This window comes from Sphingobium ummariense RL-3 (assembly GCF_000447205.1).
In the GTDB taxonomy this organism is placed as follows: Bacteria; Pseudomonadota; Alphaproteobacteria; order Sphingomonadales; family Sphingomonadaceae; genus Sphingobium; species Sphingobium ummariense.
This window is the reverse complement of record NZ_AUWY01000057.1, coordinates 72,944-90,661: the sequence shown is the minus strand read 5'-3', so window position 1 is coordinate 90,661 and position 17,718 is coordinate 72,944. Positions and strand designations below refer to the sequence as shown.

Sequence of the window (17,718 nt, the reverse complement as noted above, 5' to 3'; positions counted from 1 at the left end):
GCATTGCCAGAGGGCCTGTAAGCCGGGTTCTGTGCTCCCCCGAAGGAGAGCGACGGCCATTCCTCTAGGCCGTGCATTGCTGCGCGGCTCAAGCAACCAACCCGGGCGGTCTCGGCCGAAACATGCCTAGCGGACTTGCGTCCGCGCGCCGCCCCTATTCGGTCTTGCTCCCGGTGGGGTTTACCGTGCCGTCCGCCGTTGCCGGGGACGCGGTGCGCTCTTACCGCACCCTTTCAATTTCGCCTGGCCGAAACCGTGGCGACCTGCTTTCTGTTGCACTGTCCCTGGGGTCGCCCCCGCCGGCCGTTAGCCGGCACCGTCATTTCGTGGAGCCCGGACTTTCCTCGCCGTGGAAGTTACCCGCCACGCCGCGGCCGCCCGGCCCTCTGGCGGAGCGCTCTCTAGGGGAAACGGGCCGGATATGCCAGCCCCGAGAAAAGTCTAATCGTCCCCGCGCGGCTTGGGCAACAGCAGGGCGAGCAGGATGGCCCGGCATTCGCCGTCGATGACGCCGTCGATCAGTTCGGGACGGAAGCGGCGCTGGAAGGCGACCACCGCCGCCTGCGGGTCGGCGATGTCGTAGCCGAAGCGCTCCAGCGCCAGCATGAAGCCGCCGTCGGTCCAGTGCGGGTCCATGAGATTCCTGGTCGGGCGCGGCAGGGCAAGACGAAGGCGCGCCAGCTGGCCCCAGGGAAAGAGCTCGCCGGGATCCTGCTTGCGCGCGGGCGCGACGTCGCTATGCCCGACGATGTTGCCGCGGGTGATGCGATGGCGCTGGACGATGTCGTGCACCAGCGGGATGAGCGCGCCCATCTGCGTTTCCGGGAAAGGACGATAGCCCCATTCATGGCCGGGGTTGACGATCTCTATGCCGATGCTGGCGGAGTTCACGTCCTCGATTCCGCGCCAGTGCGAGCGGCCGGCATGCCAGGCGCGCTTGTCCTCCGCCACCATGCGGATGATCTGGCCGTCCTCGGTCACGACATAATGGGCGGAGACCTTCGATTCAGGGTTGGCGAGCCAGTTGATGGCGCTCGCCGCGTCCGGCATGCCGGTATAGTGCAGCACCAGCATGGAAACCGGCAGGCTGCGCTCGTCGAAATTGGGCGACGGCGTTTCGATCATGGGGAAGTCGGTCATCGAGGAAGGCCAGTCACCACAATGCCCTGATCATTACGCCTGACCGCAGGCAGGTCTGCTGCGGGAGAACGACAATGGCCGAGACGGGCGCGGCAATCAAGCGCCGCCGCGCAGGGTGATGGGTCGATCCGCGTATCGGATTTGGGTGGTTAGCGGACCGGCAGTTCATCTTCCCCTGACAGGGGAGGATATTATTTCGCCCATTCGCCGAAAATCGACGCCAGCTACCGCGCGCAGCGCATCGGGCCGCCCGCTCCGGCGGCGAGCGCCCGCTTGCGGCCATAGGCGCCGCGGAAATCCGGATGCGGCACGAAATGTTCGCTCTGGCCGATCACCGTCTCCCCGGCTCCCAGCAGCAGGACCGACTGGTCATGGCTGCGCCCGGCCAGCAGGTCGAGCACGGCATGGCGCCGTTCCTGCGTGAAATAGAGCAGGACGTTGCGGCAGAGGATGAGGTCGTAAGCGCCAGTGGCCGCCCGGGAATCGAACAGATTGTCCTGGCGGAAATCGATCATCCGACGCAGGTCCGGGCTGACGCGCCAGTCATCGCCCGCAGGTTCGAACCAGGTCAGCAGGTCGGCGACCGGCAGACCGCGTTGCACGTCGATCTGCGGGAAGACGCCGGAGCGGGCCTGGTTGATAGCCGCGCGGGAGATGTCGGTGGCAAGGATCTCGATCCGCCAGCCCTGCCACAGCTCCGCCTCGTTACGGAGCTGGATGGCGAGCGAGTAGGCTTCCTGTCCGGTCGAGCAGCCCGCGCTCCAGATGCGCAGCCTGCGTTCGCGCGCACGCTTTTCGCGCAGTTGCGGCAATATCTGCCGACGGATCATGTCGAATATCTGGAGGTCGCGGAAGAAGCTGCTTTCATTGTTGAGCAGCGCGTGGACGACATCCTCGTCCAGCCCGGGGTTGCGCGACCGCAGCAGGCGCGACGCCAGTTCGTCGATATCGCGCAGCCCATGGGTGCGAAGCACCGGTTTCAGGACCGTCTCGATGCGCCAGGCGCGGCTTTCGGAAAGGATCTGACCGGTACGCGCCTCCAGCAGGCCGGACAGGATGCGGGTCGCGCCCTCCGAGGAAACAGGTACCGCAGGCAATGCCATCAGCGGACCGCCTTTCCACGCCGCGCCACGAAGGGGAGGATTGCCGCCGGCTCCAGCAGCGCGCAGCTGAGCCCCGCATTGGCGACGGAGCCGGGCATGCCCCACACGACGCTGCTCGCCTCGTCCTGCGCGACGATCCAGCCGCCAGCGGCGACGATATCGCGGGCGCCGGCCGTGCCGTCGCGGCCCATGCCCGTCAGCACGATACCCGCCGCCCCAGCGCCGAAGACGCGCGCCATGGCGGAGAACATCGGGTCGACCCCAGGCAGGTTGCCGGACGGCGTGCGCTGCGGATCGAGCAGGATCATGACCCGCCCGTGCAGGCCGCGGCGCAGCTGTATGCTCGCGTCGCCAGGAGCGACATAGACGGTGTCGGGCTGGAGCACGTCCCCCGGTTCCGCCACGCAGATACGCAGGTCGGTCATGCGGGCCAGCTGTTGCGCGAAATAGTAGGTGAAGCTGGCCGGGAGATGCTGCGTCAGCAGGATCGGAACGCCAAGCGGCTGATCGAGGCCCTGGAACAGCCGGCTGAGTGCATGGATGCCCCCGGTCGAGGCGCCGACGCCCAGGCAGGCGAGCGGTTGGGCGGCGGGCGCTTGCGGAGTCTGGGGCCGCGGCGCCGCTTCGCCGCGAACGGCGCGGGGGCCGAAGAGACGCGCGAGCCGCTCGATCAGCGCTTGCGGAAACTGCTCGCCGAAGCTGCCGCTTCCCGGCTTGGCGAGGATGTCGCTGGCGCCGAGCGCCAGAGCCTCCACCGCGGCGGCGCTGCCTTCCTCCACATTGCCCGACAGGATGACGACCTTCGCTCGTGGCGCCGCGGCGAGGATGGCGGGCAGCGCGGCGAGGCCGCTCTGGCCGGGCAGCTCGATATCCAGCAAGATGAGGTCGACCTGCTCACCCCGCAGATAGGCGAGCGCATGCTCCGCGCTGTTCGTCTTGTGCAGCACCCGGAAACCGGGATCGCTGTTCAGGATACGCTCGATGACGGTGCGCACCACGACCGAATCGTCCACCACCAGCGTGCGCACCGCGACGGGTTCGCTTCCAGTGCTGGCCATGATCGGCGCGGCGGCGGTCATTGCGTTGCTTTCGGGCGGGAGAGGCGGACAAGGGCGATAGGCGGACGGGTCAGATGACTCCCACGATGGCCAGTTTGCTCTCCAGCGTCTCCCGGTCGAACGGCTTCATGACATATTCGTCCGCCCCCGCCTCGACCGCCGCCTTGATGTGGCTGATGCCGTTCTCGGTGGTGCAGAAGATGATCTTCGGCCGCGCGGTCAGTTTCGTATGGGTGAGCGCCTGCAGGAACTCCATGCCGCTCATCACCGGCATGTTCCAGTCGAGCAGAACCACATCGGGCGCCGCCGCCTCGCACTGGGTCAGGGCATCCTGCCCGTCGACAGCCTCCCTGACCGAAAGCTCGAGCGATTCCAGTATATGGCGCGCGACCTTCCGGATGACCTTGGAGTCGTCGACGACGAGGCAGTTCTTCATGGAAGCGTCCCTTTGTTATGCTTCGTTCGGCAAAGGCTTAACGGGCAATCCCAAGCATTTGGTAAACGCGAAAACTGCTATGCCGCCTGGGCAAGGGGGCCTTCGATGAAGCCGGCGAGCGAAACGAGCAGATAGGGCCGCCCTTCGCGCTCGACGATGCCGCGGGCATAGGGCGCCCAGGCTGGATCAAGCTGGCCGCGCAGCGGCAGGGCGCCGCCGTCCGCCCGGCAGATGTCCGATACGCCGTCCACCATCACCCCGTAGCTGTGCCCGGCGATCTCCGCGATCACGGCGAAGCAGGGCGCTGCGGTCGCCGTGGGGATGCCGCGGATCAGCGCCGCCGCATCGATGATCGTCAGGACGCGGCTGCGCAAGGCGGAAAGGCCGGCGACATGGGCGGCGGCACCGGGAACGGGCGAGATGTCGGCCAGCTTCACCACCGCCTCCACCTCCGCCGTCTCGATCGCGATGGACGTGCCCGCAAGGGTCGCCAGCAGATACAGATGGTCCATGGATTATCCCCTCCCCGCCCGCGAGCCGGAAAGCGCCTGCATCAGCGCATCCTGGTCGTAGCGATAGATGCTGGTGTCGGCCGGGCCGGCCGGCCGCTGCGACGCGCGCAGCTGGACGACGCGGCAGCCAAACATTTCGGCGGCCTGAGCCGTGTCGGCGGCGGAGCAGAGGACGACGTCCCGCGGATCAACTGCATCGGCGGGGAGGCCGAGAATGACGTCATGCCCCGCCTGGCGCAGCAGCGGCGCCAGGATCTCGCGCGTCCAGCCGTCATCGCTGTCGGCAAGCAGGCAACGGCCGCGCGAGCGCTCCGCCACGGGCTCGTCGGGCAGCGCGGCGAACAGGGCGAAGGGATTGATCACCTCCAGATGCTCGCCTTCGATCACGGACACGCCGCTGACCAGGCCCTGCATCGCCACCATGTCGGGGACGGCGGGCATCTGCACGATGTCGAGCACCGCCGCGACGGGGAAGCAGGCCTCCCGCGCGCCATCGCGCAGGCGCAGCGCCGCCACCTTGTCCGGCGTCTGGACGCCCGGATCGCCGACGACGGGCACAAGGCGGCCATCGAGGCGGACAAAAGAACGACCGCCCGAGCAGCCGAAAAGCCGGGCGTCGATATCCTCGACCCGTTCGATCAGGGAGAGCTGCAGCAGGCGCCGCTCGCCCGTCAGCGCCTGGAACCGAAGCGCGGCGACCATCTCCAGCCCTTCCCGCGTCTCGGCATCGCCATCGGCGGCGGCGACGGCATGGTCCTCGATATTGGGCAGCCGCGCCGCGTTGGCGAGACCGGCGGCGTCCAGCAGCAGCATCGGCTTGCCATTGTCGGGCAAGGTCATGCCGGCATAGACGCCGGTCGCCATGATCAGAGGCGAGGCGGGCCGGATCACCAGCTCCTCGTGATTCTCGACCGCCGCCACGCCCATGGCGAAGGGCACGCCGGAGGCCGAACGGACGATCATCACCGCGCGCGGACCGCTCTGCCCGGACTTTTCGATGCCCAGCACGTCCTCCAGGTCGATCATCGAATGGCGGACGGAGCGAATCGTCGCGATCTTGGCGCCACCGATCTCCGCCATGTGCAGCGTGTCGTTGGTATCGTGCAGGATCTCCACCACGGCGGCCCGCGGAATCGCGAAATGGAGGCCGCCGGCGCGGAGGATGAGGCCGGGGATGATGGTCAGCGTCAGCGGCACGCGCAGGGTGATGCGCAGGCCCTGCCCCGGCATGTTATCGAGCGCGATCAACCCGCCGATGCGCTCGATATTGGCGCGGACCACATCCATGCCGACGCCGCGGCCCGACACGGCCGTCACGGCCTTCGCCGTCGTCAGGCCGGGCAGGAAGATGAGCTCGGCGCGTTCCTGCGGATCGAGCCTTGCGGCAGCCTCGGGCGTCAGGCGCCCCGCCGCGATGGCCTTTTCGACCAGCCGGGCGGTGTCGATGCCGGCGCCGTCGTCGCTGATCTCGATGACGATCTGGTTGCCCGACTGGCGGGCCTGCAGCTGAAGTCGCCCCGCTTCCGGCTTGCCGAGCGCGCGGCGCCGGTCGGGCGGTTCGATACCGTGGTCGACCGCGTTGCGGACGATATGGGTGAGCGGGTCGACGACCATCTCCACCATCTCGCGGTCCATCTCCACATCGCCGCCCTCCAGGCTGAGGTCGATCCGCTTGCCGAGGTCTCGGCCAAGATCGCGCACCATGCGCGGGATCGCGGCGAAGAGACGATCGATCCGCTGCATGCGCGTCTTGGAGATGACATCGCGCATGTCGGCGACGCAGCTCGACAGCCGGTCGAAACTGGTGTCGAGTTCGGGATCGGCGGGGCGCTCGCGCAGCTTGCGGGCCAGTTCGTTGCGCGCGAGCACCATGTCCGACACGCCGTTCATCAGCTGGTCGATCAGCGACAGGGGCAGACGGATGGTGCGCGGGCCGGACTGTGGGCCGGCGGAACGGGAGACGGCGACGGCCGCGCTCTCTACCTCGGCTGATGGCTCCGCTTCGGCCACCGGCTCGATGCCGGTCAGCGCGGCGATGAGGAAATCATCATTCTCGCTGGGAAGCGCGGCACCGAGCGCAACGGCCTCCGCCAGCTCGCCGATGCGGTCCATGATGCCCAGCACCGCACTGACGGTCGCGGGATCCGGCTTGCGCTTGCCGGCGCGGATATCGGCCAGCACATCCTCGGCCGCGTGGCTGAGGCGCTCGAAACGCGGCAGGTTCAGGAACCCGCAGCTGCCCTTGACCGTGTGGAAGAAGCGGAAGATCGCGTCCAGCCGATCACTGTCGGCCGGATCAGCCTCCCAGGCGACCACCTCGCCCGCGAGCGCTTCCAGCGTCTCCTGCGTTTCGGATATGAATTCCTGAAGTAGCTCGTCCATTCCCACGGCCCTATGGATGCGCGCGGCACCATGGCGGAAGCGTGGTTAAGACGCCGTTAAAGGGGACGGCAGGCCCGCAACGGGCGCCGCGCGGCAAGAGCGCGGCGCCCGGAATCGGATTGACGGATTACTGGTTCTTTTCCACGGCGTCGCCGGCCTTCTCGCCCGCCTCGCGGGTGGCGTCGGCCTTGTTCTCCAGCGCGTCGGCGGCGTTCTCGGCCGCATTTTCGGCGTTGCCCGACAGGTTGTCGGCCATCGCTTCCATATTGTCCGCCTGGTTGTCGAGTGCGTCCGCCTGATTCTCGTAAGCGTTCTCGACCTTGTTCTCCTGCGCGGAATCGCACGCTGCAAGCGCGACCAGGCTGGCAAGGCCAAGGACTTTGACGAAGGTTTTCACGGCGTTTTCTCCTGTTGCGCCCCCGAGGGCTGACGTCAAACGGCACGGGGCGTGAAGGAGACCCTTGGCCCCATGGCCCCGACGCCGATCAACCGGCCGCCGTGCCGATGGTTCCTTTCGCCGGCTCGTTTCGTCGCATAAACGATTATTTTTTGAGCGAATCCCGGATTTCGCGCAACAGCACAATGTCCTCCGGCGTGGGCGCGGGCGCATCCTTGGCCGGCTCTTCCTTGTGCGTCAGCCTGTTCACGGCCTTGACCAGAAGGAAGATGATGAAGGCAAGGATCACGAAATTGACGAGCACCGTCAGGAACTGGCCCCAGCCGAACATCGCCACGCCGGCGGCCTTCAGGTCCACATAGCTTTCGGGGTTGCCCTTGAAGCCTGCGGGAATCGCCCCCAGCCGGACGAAATAGCGGGAGAAATCGACGCCGCCGAACAGGAAGCCGATGATCGGCATGATGAGGTCGTCGGTCAGCGACTTGGTGATGGTGGCGAAGGCGCCGCCGATGATCACACCAACGGCGAGGTCGATCACATTGCCCCGGTTGATAAACGTCTTGAATTCCGAGATGATTCCCATGGCTGGTCCTCTTCGTTCCCGTTGCGAGCCATTCGACCTGATGAGACGTTGCGCACGGTTCGGCAACCGCCTATTTCCCACGCACGAAACATTGCCGAGGATATCCCATGTCGATCCTGCGTCGTTTCCCTGCCTTCCTGCTGCCCCTGCTGGGCGCGCTGACGCTCAGCGCCTGCGGCATCAATTCCGTCCCCGCCGCCGAGGAGGAGGCCAAGGCCAAATGGGCCGATGTGCAGGCGCAATACCAGCGCCGCGCCAACCTGATCGACAATCTGGTCGCCACGGTGAAGGCCGCGGGCAAGCAGGAGCAGGACACGCTGACCAAGGTCACCGAGGCGCGCGCCAAGGCGACGTCGGTGCAGATCAACGCAGAGGATCTGTCCGATCCCGCCAAGGTCGCGCAATATCAGGCCGCCCAGGCGCAGCTGAGCCAGGGCCTCGGCCGCCTGCTCGCGTCGGTCGAGGCCTATCCCGACCTCAAGACCAACCAGAATTTCCTGGAGCTGCAGTCGCAGTTGGAAGGCACGGAGAATCGCATCGCCATTTCCATCCGCGACTATAACGAGGCGGTACGCGCCTATAACACGCGCATCCGGACCTTCCCCGACGCGATCGGCGCCAAGATCATCCACGGCGCCAAGCCGATGACTCCGTTCCAGGCGACCACGCCGGGCGCGGAGGAAGCGCCGAAGGTCGACTTCGGCAATTGAGCATCCGATCGTGCCCCCTTCCCCGTTCGGGCTGAGCCTGTCGAAGCCCTCCACTGAGCGGAGCGAAGTGGCTTCGCTGTCGCTCAGCCGAGCCCTTCGACTTCGCTCAGGGCGAACGGATCACTTGTTTCCACCCGTCTTTTTTTTCCTCCTTCTGCTCCTCGTCCTCTCCCCGCCGGCGCAGGCGCAGAACTTTCCCAAGTTCGACGACAGCGGCGTGATCGACGCGGCCAACCTGCTGGACCCGGCGCAGGAGCAGGCGCTGAGCCAGAAGCTGATCGCGCAGAAACAGGCGAGCGGGCGGGCGCTGGTGGTAGCGACGATCCCGGACCTGCAGGGCTATGACATTTCCGACTATGGCTATCGGTTGGGCCGGGCCTGGGGGATAGGCGACAAGGCGACCAATGCCGGCGCGCTGCTGATCGTCGCGCCCAACGAGCGGCGGGTGCGAATCGAGGTCGGCTATGGGTTGGAGGGCATATTGACCGACGCCCTCTCCTCCCGGATCATCCGCAACAGCATCACTCCGCGCTTCAAGGCGGGAGACATGGCGGGCGGCATCAACGCCGGCGTCGATGCGATCGACGCGCTGCTGGCGCTGCCTCCCGAGGAAGCCAAGGCTCAGGCGGCAAAAGTCGCGGCCGAGGAACGCAAGGGCGACGACGGGGGCGGCATCATCGCTTTCTGGATCGTGCTGTTCCTGGTCTTCTTCGTCCTCCTGCCGCTGCTGTCGCGTCTCCGCGGCGGCAAGCGCTATCGGCGCGGGCGCGGGCCGGTCGTCATCTGGGGGCCGGGCCTGGGCGGATCGGACTGGGGATCGGGCGGCGGCTCCGGCTGGGGTGGCGGCAGCTGGGGCGGCGGAGGCGGAGGCGGCGGCGGCTTTTCCGGCGGCGGCAGCTTCGGCGGCGGCGGGGCTTCGGGAGGATGGTGATGCGATTGCACCTGACCGAGGCGGACCATGACCGCGTATCCGCCGCCGTGGCCGAGGCGGAGGCGCATACGTCCGGCGAGATCGTCACCATCGTCGCGCGGCGGTCCGACAGCTATCATGACGTGGGGCTCAGTTGGGCCGTGGCGGCGGTGTTCGTGGCGCTGGCCTTCGCGGCGACCTTTCCGGCCCATGTCCGCGGCTTCCTGTCCCTGCTGCTGCGGGACTGGGAACATGAGCTGGCGGATTGGAAGCTGCTGACCGGGCTGCTCGGCATCCTGATCCTCAAATTCCTGGTGGTACGCTACCTGCTGGCGATCATGCCGCTGCGGATGCTGGTGACGCCGGCCGCAACCAAGGCGCGACGGGTACGGCGGCGCGCCATACTGCTGTTCCGGACGGCGGCAGAGGCGCGCACGCGCGGGCGCACGGGCGTGCTGATCTACCTTTCGCTCGACGAGCATCGCGCCGAGATCGTCGCGGACAGCGCGATCAACGCGAAGGTCGCGCCGGAGGTGTGGGGCGAAGCGATGGCCGCGCTGATCGACCGGGTACGCGCGGGGCAGGCCGGCGAGGGGCTGGCCGAGGCCGTGCGGCAGGTCGGCGTAGTGCTGGCGACGCACTTCCCGCGCGATGCGGACGACAGCAACGAACTGCCCGACAGGTTGATCGAATTATGAGCGAACAGGATATGGCCGCCCCCGAGGAGATCATGTGGGAAGGCCGCTTCATCACCGCCAAGCGGCGCGGGCGATGGGAATATGTGGGCCGTGCGCGCGGCATCCACGCCGCCGTCATCCTGGCGGTGGACGACGGGCATGTGCTGCTGGTCGACCAGTTTCGGGTGCCGCTGGGGCGGCGCTGCATCGAGTTGCCCGCGGGCCTCGTCGGCGACGAGACCGAGGGCGAGGATGCGATGATCGCCGCGAAGCGGGAGCTGGAGGAGGAGACCGGATACCTGCCCGGACGGCTGGAGGCGGTCGGCCAGTTCTACAGTTCGCCGGGGATGGTGTCGGAGAGCTTCACGCTGTTTCGCGCGCATGATCTGATGAAAACCGGCGATGGTGGCGGCGTCGGGAATGAGGATATCCGGGTCCATCGCGTGCCGCTGGCGGGGTTTGCGGCGCAAGTCGCCCGGTGGCGGGACGAAGGTTATGCGATGGACGTCAAGCTTCTGCTCCTGCTGGGATCGGGGTTGATCGGGTAGAGATACTCATGAACCGTTCGCCCTGAGCTTGAACGAACGGGGTGCTCGCCCCCTTCAGGGCACCTTGTACCAGGCCGCCACCCGGTCGAGGGCGAAGGTGAGGACGAGCTTTCCGGCGCGGCTCGGCCAGCCCAGCGCCCGCTCGGCTGCCGTCAGACCTTCCCCTGCGCAGGCGACGCGCCACAATATGTCGGCCAGCCCCGGACCCGCCGCGCGGATCGCGCCGTCGAAGCGCGCCCGCGCGGACAGCTGTGCCATCGTCGGATCGCCCCGTCCCGGCGCCGCGCGACGCCCACCCTGCAGCGGCGCGCCATCCCAGCGCATCGTCACGCGCTGGCCAAGGCCCGCCCGTTCCCAGTCCGCGCGCAGCAAGTCGCCGGCCGCATGATGGCGGTCACTCAGATGGCCGCGCGCATGCAGCCAGGCGATCGGCGATTCGCCGAGGTTGACCAGCACCTTCTGCGCCCGTCCCGCCGGATCCTCGATAATCTGTTCCACATGGGTGACGGCCATGCGCATCTCCTTCCTGCCGCGTTAGAGACGGACTTGCCATATCGAACAGATTGTAGGAAAGAAGAAAACCAAATAGGTTCAATGAGGCGGTTGCATGATCACGCGCATCAGGGAGGTTCGGCGGGCGAGGGGGCTGACGCTGGAACAGGTCGGGGCGCTGTGCGATCCGCCGACCACGGCGCAGACCATCGGCCGCTTGGAAACCGGGACGCGCACGGTGTCGATCAAGTGGCTGAACCGGATCGCGACCGCGCTGGGCGTGGCGGCGTCCGACCTGGTGGCACTGCCTGAGCAGAGGACGGTACCGGTCGCCGCGCTGCTGGGTCCGGAAGGGGCACGGGCGCCGACGCGGCCGCTCGACCTTCCCTCGCCCGCCGCCGCGGACGACATGATCGGCGTGCAGGTGACCGCCAGCATCGGCGACTATCGCAGCGGCGATGCGATCTGGTGCCGCCGCATCGCGCCGGCCGATTTCGCCGCCGCGATGAACCGCGACGTGCTGCTGCCGCGTCCCGCCGGGCGCTTCCTGTTCGGGCGGCTGATCGGGCGGGAGGGCGACCGGCTCCAGCTTCTGCCGCTGGGCGTGGGCGGACGGCAGCAGGTGCTGACCGACCCGCCATGGGGGGCGGTGGCCGAACAGCTTATCCGGCGGCTCTAGCCAAAAGGGTGCGGGCGGCTTAACCCATCTCCAACCAAGGCACGGCAGAAAGAGGTCATGGCGCTCAACGTCCTCATGCTCTCCACCCTCTTCCCCGACATCAGCCGGCCCAATTTCGGCGTGTTCGTGGAGCGGCAGGCGCGGGAGCTGGCAAGCCGGCCCGAGGCGGACGTGACGGTGATCGCGCCGCTGGGCGTGCCCCCCTGGCCGCTGTCGCGTGCCGGCCGCTATGCCCCGCTCCTGGCGCTGCCGCGCAAGGAGCGCTGGCAGAACCTGACCGTCTATCGCCCGCTGTTCCGCATCGTCCCGAAGTTCGGCGGCGCCACCAATGTCGGCGCGATGACCAGGGCCATCCTGCCGCTGGTGCGGCGTCTGCATGCCGAGCGGCCGTTCGACGTGATCGACGCCAGCTTCTTCTTTCCGGATGGGCCGGTGGCGCAACGGCTGTCGAAGGCGCTGGGCATTCCCTATTCGATCAAGGCCAGAGGCGCCGACATCCATCATTGGGGAACGCGCAAGGGCACGCGGAAGATGGTGCGCAAGGCGGCGGACGGCGCCGCCGCTCTGCTGGCGGTATCGGGCGCGATGCGGCGCTCCATGGCCGCCATGGGCATCGACGAGGACAAGATCCGCGTGCACTATACCGGGGTCGACCTGGACAGTTTCGAGATCATGGACCGGGCGGAAGCCAAGGCGGTGCTCGGGTTCAGCGGGCCGGTGGTACTGTCGGTCGGCGCGCTGATCCCACGCAAGGGGCAGGACCTGCTGGTGCGCGCGCTGCCGCAGCTGCCCGACGTGACATTGCTGCTGGCGGGACAGGGGCAGCATCGACGGACGCTGGAACGGCTGGCGCTGGAGCTGGGGGTGGAACGACGCATCGGCTTTCTGGGATCGGTGCCGCACCACAAGCTGCCGCGCATCTATGCCGCCGCAGACGTGATGGCGCTTCCGTCGGAATCGGAAGGACTGGCCAACGCCTGGGTGGAATCGCTTGCCTGCGGTACGCCGATCGTCATCAGCGACGTGGGCGGCGCGCGCGAACTGATGGACCGGCCCGAAGCGGGGCGAATCGTCGAGCGCGATCCGGACGCGATCGCCGCGGCGATCCGCGACCTGATCGACCATCCGCCCGATCGGGAAGCGGTGCGGGAAACCGCCCGGCGCTTCACCTGGGCGGCGAATGGCGATGCGCTGCTCGAACATCTGCAGGATATCGTGGCCCGCGGGATATAAGGCCCCGCCGCTCCGGCAGATCGTTTTGAAGCAACGATCCGGCCTTCATTCCCAGCTGGGCACCAGCCGGGCGCGCCCGTCCACAGTGGGGAAGCGACCGCCGTCGAACGGCAGCTCGCCCCAGCGCCACGGGGTAAGCTCCTCATAGGCGGGGTTGGAGATAGGCGCGTGGCGGCGCAGGTCCAGCAGGCGGCCACCCTCATTGTGATAGGCGGTCAGCCGGACATGCTCGCGGTAGATGTCCGCCGGGCGCTCATAGTGAAAGGCATCGCGCCAGCCCATCGCCTGGGCGAGGCGGGTGACGATCCACCAGTGCGGCTTCGCTTCCCCGGCGAGCGGAAAGATACGGCGCTGGCGGCCGATCAGCCGGTCGGCGCTGGTCAGCGTGCCGTCCCGCTCCGCCCAGTCAGCGGACGGAAAGGCGATATCGACGCCATCGAGCGCGGCCATGGCCTGCTGTCCCGTGGACAGCAGGACCAGCGGGGCATGGTGGGCCGCCTCGCGCAGCCAGTGCGTGTCAGCGCCGCCAAGTGACCAGAGCGCCCGGACCTCTCCATCGCGGATCGCCTGAAGCAGCGCCTCCCCCTCCAGCCCCGGCCCCGTCGACATCGCCGGCGCGGCCCAGAAGCGGGCGACCCGCGCCACGACGTCGGGCGAAAAGGGCTGGTGCGCCGCCAGGATGGAGGCCATGCAACCGACCTCCCGCCCGCCCATGGCATTGGCGCTCGTCGCCAGGGCGAAGGGAACGCAGCCGGGCCGGCCGATCCGGCCGGTCGCGACATGAAGGTTGAGGATCGCGGCCGCAAGCGCGTCCGGCTCGTCCAGCGGGTTGAACAGCGTCACGGTCGCGCGGGATGCCGCGAACAGATCGTAGAAAGCACGCAGTTCGGCAGGGGAGAGGCCGCAGGCCCGCGCCACCGACCAGAGGTCGTGCCCCGCCTGCAGCCCGGCCCAAAAACCATCGGGCACGGCGACATGGCGGGCCAGCCAGTCCAGGTCCAGCAGCCCGGCATCCCAGCAATGCCGGAGCAGGCCGGCCAGCAGCCGCGCCTCGCTCCCCCGCGGGGCCGGCAGGCGGATCGCGCCATCGGGAAGGGAACCGCCCGTCCCTATCAGGACCAGGTGCGCCTTCTCGTCCCCCGCCGCCCGGACGCGATCCTCCAGGACCGGATGATCGTCCAGGCCCCGGGCACCGACAACCAGGATCAGGTCGGCGCGATCCACATCCTCCAGCGCGGCCGGGACGACGTCTTCGCCGAAGATGCGGCGGTGCGCCACCATGGCGCCGTCGGTGGACCAGGGCGCGTCGATATGAGCCGAACCGATGAATCCCTTCATCAGCTTGTTGGCGGCATAATAGTCTTCGGTGGTCAAGTCGCCGCCGACATGCAGCGCCACGCTGCCAGGGCCATGACGCCCGATGACATCGCGCAGCCGACGCGCTGCCTGGGCGATCGCACGATCCCAGCCGACAGCCCGGCCATCCACCAGCGGACCGAGCAGGCGCCCCTCCATCCTCCGGGGCCCGGCCAGCGCTTCGCCGACCGGACACAGCAGGCCGCCATTGGCGGGATGCATCCGGTCCCCCTCCACCATGAGCCCGTCCTCGAAAGGCGTCGCCCGAAGGCCGCAACCGACGCTGCACTGTCCGCACAGGGTGCGTATCACTGCCATGTCAGTCGCCAGGCTCCCGTGCCTTGCCGGTGGGAAGGGCGTGACTAGCCGATGCGGCCGGAGGAGGGAAGATGCACCCGCTACGGCCGGAGGCGGGTCATTTCTGGCAGGCGACGATCGCCTCGATCACGGCCAGCGTTTCCTGCGGATCGCGCACGCGAACCGTATCGAGCCCCAGTTCCTTGGCCGGATAGTCGTTGCCGCCGGGAAAGATCGCGTCGCCGATGAACATCATCGCATCGAGCGCGATGCCGCTCGCGTCGCGCAGCTTCTTGAGGCCATAGGCCTTGTCCACGCCCTCCCGCGTGATGTCGATCGAGGTCGCGCCGCCCATGTTGATCGACAGGCCCGGCAGGCGCCGGCGCAGGTCCGCCTGGATGATCTTGCGCTTGGCGAAGTCCGGGTCCCACACCTCCTTGGCGTGGATCGGCGCCTGCTGGCCGAGCGCGGAGAAGGTGATCTGGCTGCCGCGATCCTCGATCCGCTCGCCCCAGGTCTGCTCCGGCACGAAGCCGGTCGCTTCCAGCGCGGCATCGAAGGCGGCGAGGATCGCCTGCTTCTGCGCATCGTCGAACAGTTCGGCATAGACGGGCGCCCAAGCGCCGCCCTGATGCGTGTAGAGCTTGGTACCCGTGGTCGGCATCAGCCAGAGACGCGACCGATCGGCCTGCGCGGGCAGACGGCTCGCCACCTGCTTGTCGAACTGCGGCCAGTCGCCGCCGGAGATCACCGCGACATGCGCGACGCCCAGCAACCGGGTGAGGGCACCCCCCATGGCCTCGCCCAGCGGCTGCTTGCTTTCGGCCAGCGTCCCGTCGAGATCGAACGCGATCAGTTGCTTCATTCCTTGCCCCGGTCCTGTCCTTGATATGCCTCAGCGGCGGAGCGCTAGCCGGTTCGGGTGCGAGGGGCAATGATCTGCTGACCGGCTCATCTCATTCCGGTGCAGCGGCCTGCCGTTCCCGGCATTTGCGCCACCGCCGGTCGCGTCCCGGCACTTTCCAGTCGACAGCGCGAGGATGGCTTGCCATTTAGAGACCCGCAAGGACTGCAGGGGACGCGTTCTGAACGAGGATGAAGAGACAGGGGGCAGTTCCCTGCCGGTGGCGGAGCCGACCGCCAAAGCGCTCCACCAGCGGATCGACCTGCTCGAAGCCAAGCTCGACTTCTGCCTAAGCCTGCTGGACCGTCTGAACCATTTTTCAGAGCTCGTGCTGGCGGAGGTCCATGCCCAGCGGCGCGACGCCGCCCCGGCGAGCGAAAGCGGCCAGCGCTGGTCCCCCGCCGGTTATCCAATCGTGCGCCGCAACGAGCCCGTCCGCTTCACCAACGCCTTCGACAACTCGGCCTTCCTCGCCTCAGGGTGGTTCGAGCCGGAGCCGTGGGGGACATGGGGGCACGATGCGCTTCAGGTTCTTCGCTTCGCCCTGGAAGACTATAAGGGTGGCTATGTCGACGTCCACCTGACGCTGCAATGCTTCATCGCGCCGGGCGCCGACCGGCCAACGATCGACGTCGCCGCCAACGGCTATTTCCTGGGATCCTTCGCGCTCCGAAGCATGCCCCAGGTGGTCCGGCTCCGTCTGCCTCCTTCCTGCATCGGCGAAGGTGACATTTCCCTGCATATGACATTCAGCACGCCCGTGTCGCCCCTAGCGGTCGGCGTGAGCCAGGATCCGCGCATATTCGGTATCGGCCTGTTGATGCTGGACGTGAGCTGACGGATTCACCAAGGGGCTTTTCGATCTACATCACCGAAACGGGGCGACCTTCATCACCCCCTATTACATGTCCATTGCGCCGCAGAGCGTCACGGACGACAGCGGACTCTTCAAATATCTCATTACATTCAATAATGAACTATGTGGTTCGGATAGCTATTGGCATGCTATCGTTCATGCGATGAGTCGATAAGGAAGCCGGTTTCCAGACATTTCCCAAAAGGAGAAGCCGTTTTCCCGTGTCAACGACCACCTTGAACGCCACCATGTATCGATTATGCCCGTCAGCATATTTGCTGATGGCACCATAGCGAAGGAACGCGGACGATCATTCGCCAGACACTCAAAACAGGGGCAAGAGTTGAAATGCGGTCATATCGAACGACGCCGAAGGCGCTGAGCGAAGGGGTCACGCCATGAGCGATGCCCCCTTTCATTCCCGATTCGGTGGCTTGTGGATCGACCGCGCGGACTGGCGGCAGCAGATCACCGCGCGTAACCTGACCGAGGAACAGGCCGCACAGGTCGAATTCTTCGTCGAGAACGGCTTCATCATCCTGGAAGGCGCAGCATCCCGGGATCGGGTCGATGCGTTTCGCAGGCGGATCGCATCCTCCTTCCGCGAAGGCAATGCCGACGTCCTCTATCAGCGGCACGGCTATGGCGACGTTCAGCCGCTGTCGGAACCCGCCGATCCGCTCGGGGTGCGCGTCGTCGACTCCTTCGTGCCGTTCAAGGAGGCGCTGGACCTGTTCTCCGTGCCCAGGCTGCTGCGGTTCTTTCAGCTGATCTTCGATGCCGATCCGCTGCTGTTCCAAAGCCTCAGCTTCGACCAGGGCTCACAACAGGGTCTGCACCAGGACACGGCCTATGTCGTGGTCGACCAGCCGATCGAGCTGGCGGCCTGCTGGATCGCGCTGGAAGATGTCCAGCCCGGGTCCGGCGAGTTGATGTACGTCCCGGGCAGCCACCGATTGCCGGACTGGATCTTCGGCGGCGACCGGAAGCATTGGAACCAGGCCACCGACGGCGACGCGCCGCATGAGGCATGGGCCGCCCACCTGCGGGATTACGCCGCAAAGAGCGAAAAGGGCGTGCAATATTTCCTGCCCAAGAAGGGCGACATTCTGATCTGGCATGCGGATCTGGCTCATGGCGGCGCGCCGGTGCGCGACACCAGCCTGACCAGGCAAAGCCTGGTGGGGCATTTCTGCCCGCAGACCCGCCGCCCCTATTTCTTCTCGACCCATCCCCATCTGGCGACCGTGCGGCATCACGGGCAACTCGCCTATTGCAGCCAGCATTATAATCTGAAGCTGCGGCCCGAGGAAAAGAGCGAAGACGAGAGCGAGGAAGATCGCGGCGCCTTCCTGTCCAGCCTTTCGGCCTTCCGCAAAGCCATGAACAAGTTTGCGTCCTGATTGCAAAAGGGTGGAAAGACAGGGTAGGTCTTAGCCCGGGGC

Annotated in this window: 19 protein-coding genes and 1 other RNA gene; 8 read left to right on the top strand and 12 right to left on the bottom strand. The window is 67.2% G+C overall.

The genetic code is table 11. The annotated features are described in order from the left end of the window. Nucleotides 1-2 precede the first annotated feature (2 nt). From rnpB to mscL, 9 genes are all read right to left on the bottom strand, one after another. Nucleotides 3-390: RNase P RNA component class A (rnpB, locus tag M529_RS47690), an RNA gene on the bottom strand. Between the two features lie 51 nt (nt 391-441). Beyond that, nucleotides 442-1,140: an N-acetylmuramoyl-L-alanine amidase gene (locus tag M529_RS32320; RefSeq protein WP_021317404.1), complete on the bottom strand. Its 699-nt coding sequence runs from the start codon at nt 1,138-1,140 to the stop codon at nt 442-444. Nucleotides 1,141-1,364: 224 nt separating this feature from the next. Continuing rightward, nucleotides 1,365-2,243, bottom strand: a complete 879-nt coding sequence (locus M529_RS32315; protein ID WP_021317403.1) for a CheR family methyltransferase — start codon at nt 2,241-2,243, stop codon at nt 1,365-1,367. After that, nucleotides 2,243-3,322: a chemotaxis protein CheB gene (locus M529_RS32310; protein WP_021317402.1), complete on the bottom strand. Its 1,080-nt coding sequence runs from the start codon at nt 3,320-3,322 to the stop codon at nt 2,243-2,245. Before M529_RS32310 ends, M529_RS32315 begins: the two co-directional genes overlap by 1 nt. 49 nt (nt 3,323-3,371) lie before the next feature. After that, nucleotides 3,372-3,737, bottom strand: coding sequence for a response regulator (locus tag M529_RS32305; protein WP_021317401.1), 366 nt, complete (start codon nt 3,735-3,737; stop codon nt 3,372-3,374). 77 nt (nt 3,738-3,814) lie between these two features. Continuing rightward, nucleotides 3,815-4,249 (bottom strand): chemotaxis protein CheW, encoded by a 435-nt coding sequence (locus M529_RS32300; protein ID WP_021317400.1) that lies wholly within the window; start codon nt 4,247-4,249, stop codon nt 3,815-3,817. 3 nt (nt 4,250-4,252) lie between these two features. Next, nucleotides 4,253-6,631: a chemotaxis protein CheW gene (locus M529_RS32295; protein ID WP_021317399.1), complete on the bottom strand. Its 2,379-nt coding sequence runs from the start codon at nt 6,629-6,631 to the stop codon at nt 4,253-4,255. Nucleotides 6,632-6,758: 127 nt separating this feature from the next. After that, nucleotides 6,759-7,028 carry a hypothetical protein gene (locus M529_RS32290; protein ID WP_021317398.1) on the bottom strand — a complete coding sequence of 90 codons (270 nt, stop codon included), beginning with the start codon at nt 7,026-7,028 and terminating at the stop codon, nt 6,759-6,761. 145 nt (nt 7,029-7,173) lie between these two features. Then, nucleotides 7,174-7,611, bottom strand: a complete 438-nt coding sequence (mscL, locus tag M529_RS32285) for a large conductance mechanosensitive channel protein MscL (RefSeq protein WP_021317397.1) — start codon at nt 7,609-7,611, stop codon at nt 7,174-7,176. A 107-nt stretch (nt 7,612-7,718) separates the two neighbouring features. On the opposite strand from mscL, the gene M529_RS32280 reads away from it, so the two are divergent. The 4 genes from M529_RS32280 to M529_RS32265 all read left to right on the top strand — a co-directional run bounded on the left by M529_RS32280 (nt 7,719) and on the right by M529_RS32265 (nt 10,456). Beyond that, nucleotides 7,719-8,321, top strand: a complete 603-nt coding sequence (locus tag M529_RS32280) for a LemA family protein (RefSeq protein ID WP_021317396.1) — start codon at nt 7,719-7,721, stop codon at nt 8,319-8,321. A gap of 124 nt (nt 8,322-8,445) precedes the next feature. Beyond that, nucleotides 8,446-9,252 carry a TPM domain-containing protein gene (locus M529_RS32275; RefSeq protein ID WP_021317395.1) on the top strand — a complete coding sequence of 269 codons (807 nt, stop codon included), beginning with the start codon at nt 8,446-8,448 and terminating at the stop codon, nt 9,250-9,252. Beyond that, nucleotides 9,252-9,929 (top strand): TPM domain-containing protein, encoded by a 678-nt coding sequence (locus tag M529_RS32270; protein WP_021317394.1) that lies wholly within the window; start codon nt 9,252-9,254, stop codon nt 9,927-9,929. Before M529_RS32275 ends, M529_RS32270 begins: the two co-directional genes overlap by 1 nt. Then, complete coding sequence (locus M529_RS32265) at nt 9,926-10,456, top strand: NUDIX hydrolase (RefSeq protein WP_031294762.1); 531 nt, start codon at nt 9,926-9,928, stop codon at nt 10,454-10,456. Before M529_RS32270 ends, M529_RS32265 begins: the two co-directional genes overlap by 4 nt. A 54-nt stretch (nt 10,457-10,510) precedes the next feature. Here M529_RS32265 and M529_RS32260 read toward each other — a convergent pair whose 3' ends face one another. Continuing rightward, nucleotides 10,511-10,969: a DUF6456 domain-containing protein gene (locus M529_RS32260; protein ID WP_021317392.1), complete on the bottom strand. Its 459-nt coding sequence runs from the start codon at nt 10,967-10,969 to the stop codon at nt 10,511-10,513. A gap of 94 nt (nt 10,970-11,063) precedes the next feature. On the opposite strand from M529_RS32260, the gene M529_RS32255 reads away from it, so the two are divergent. Beyond that, nucleotides 11,064-11,627 carry a helix-turn-helix domain-containing protein gene (locus tag M529_RS32255; RefSeq protein ID WP_021317391.1) on the top strand — a complete coding sequence of 188 codons (564 nt, stop codon included), beginning with the start codon at nt 11,064-11,066 and terminating at the stop codon, nt 11,625-11,627. 57 nt (nt 11,628-11,684) lie between these two features. Beyond that, nucleotides 11,685-12,860: a glycosyltransferase gene (locus M529_RS32250; protein WP_021317390.1), complete on the top strand. Its 1,176-nt coding sequence runs from the start codon at nt 11,685-11,687 to the stop codon at nt 12,858-12,860. Nucleotides 12,861-12,905: 45 nt separating this feature from the next. Here the strand turns inward: M529_RS32250 and M529_RS32245 are convergent, their stop codons facing one another. Then, on the bottom strand, nt 12,906-14,534 hold the full coding sequence (locus M529_RS32245) for a molybdopterin oxidoreductase family protein (RefSeq protein ID WP_031294760.1): 1,629 nt from the start codon (nt 14,532-14,534) through the stop codon (nt 12,906-12,908). A 97-nt stretch (nt 14,535-14,631) separates the two neighbouring features. Next, nucleotides 14,632-15,378, bottom strand: coding sequence for an HAD-IIB family hydrolase (locus tag M529_RS32240; RefSeq protein ID WP_021317388.1), 747 nt, complete (start codon nt 15,376-15,378; stop codon nt 14,632-14,634). A gap of 175 nt (nt 15,379-15,553) precedes the next feature. Between M529_RS32240 and M529_RS32235 the strand changes: the two genes are divergently transcribed. Together M529_RS32235 and M529_RS47685 are read left to right on the top strand one after the other, a co-directional pair. Next, nucleotides 15,554-16,255 (top strand): hypothetical protein, encoded by a 702-nt coding sequence (locus M529_RS32235; protein WP_236617666.1) that lies wholly within the window; start codon nt 15,554-15,556, stop codon nt 16,253-16,255. A gap of 416 nt (nt 16,256-16,671) precedes the next feature. Then, on the top strand, nt 16,672-17,676 hold the full coding sequence (locus M529_RS47685; RefSeq protein ID WP_021317386.1) for a phytanoyl-CoA dioxygenase family protein: 1,005 nt from the start codon (nt 16,672-16,674) through the stop codon (nt 17,674-17,676). The last annotated feature ends 42 nt before the right edge of the window (nt 17,677-17,718 follow it).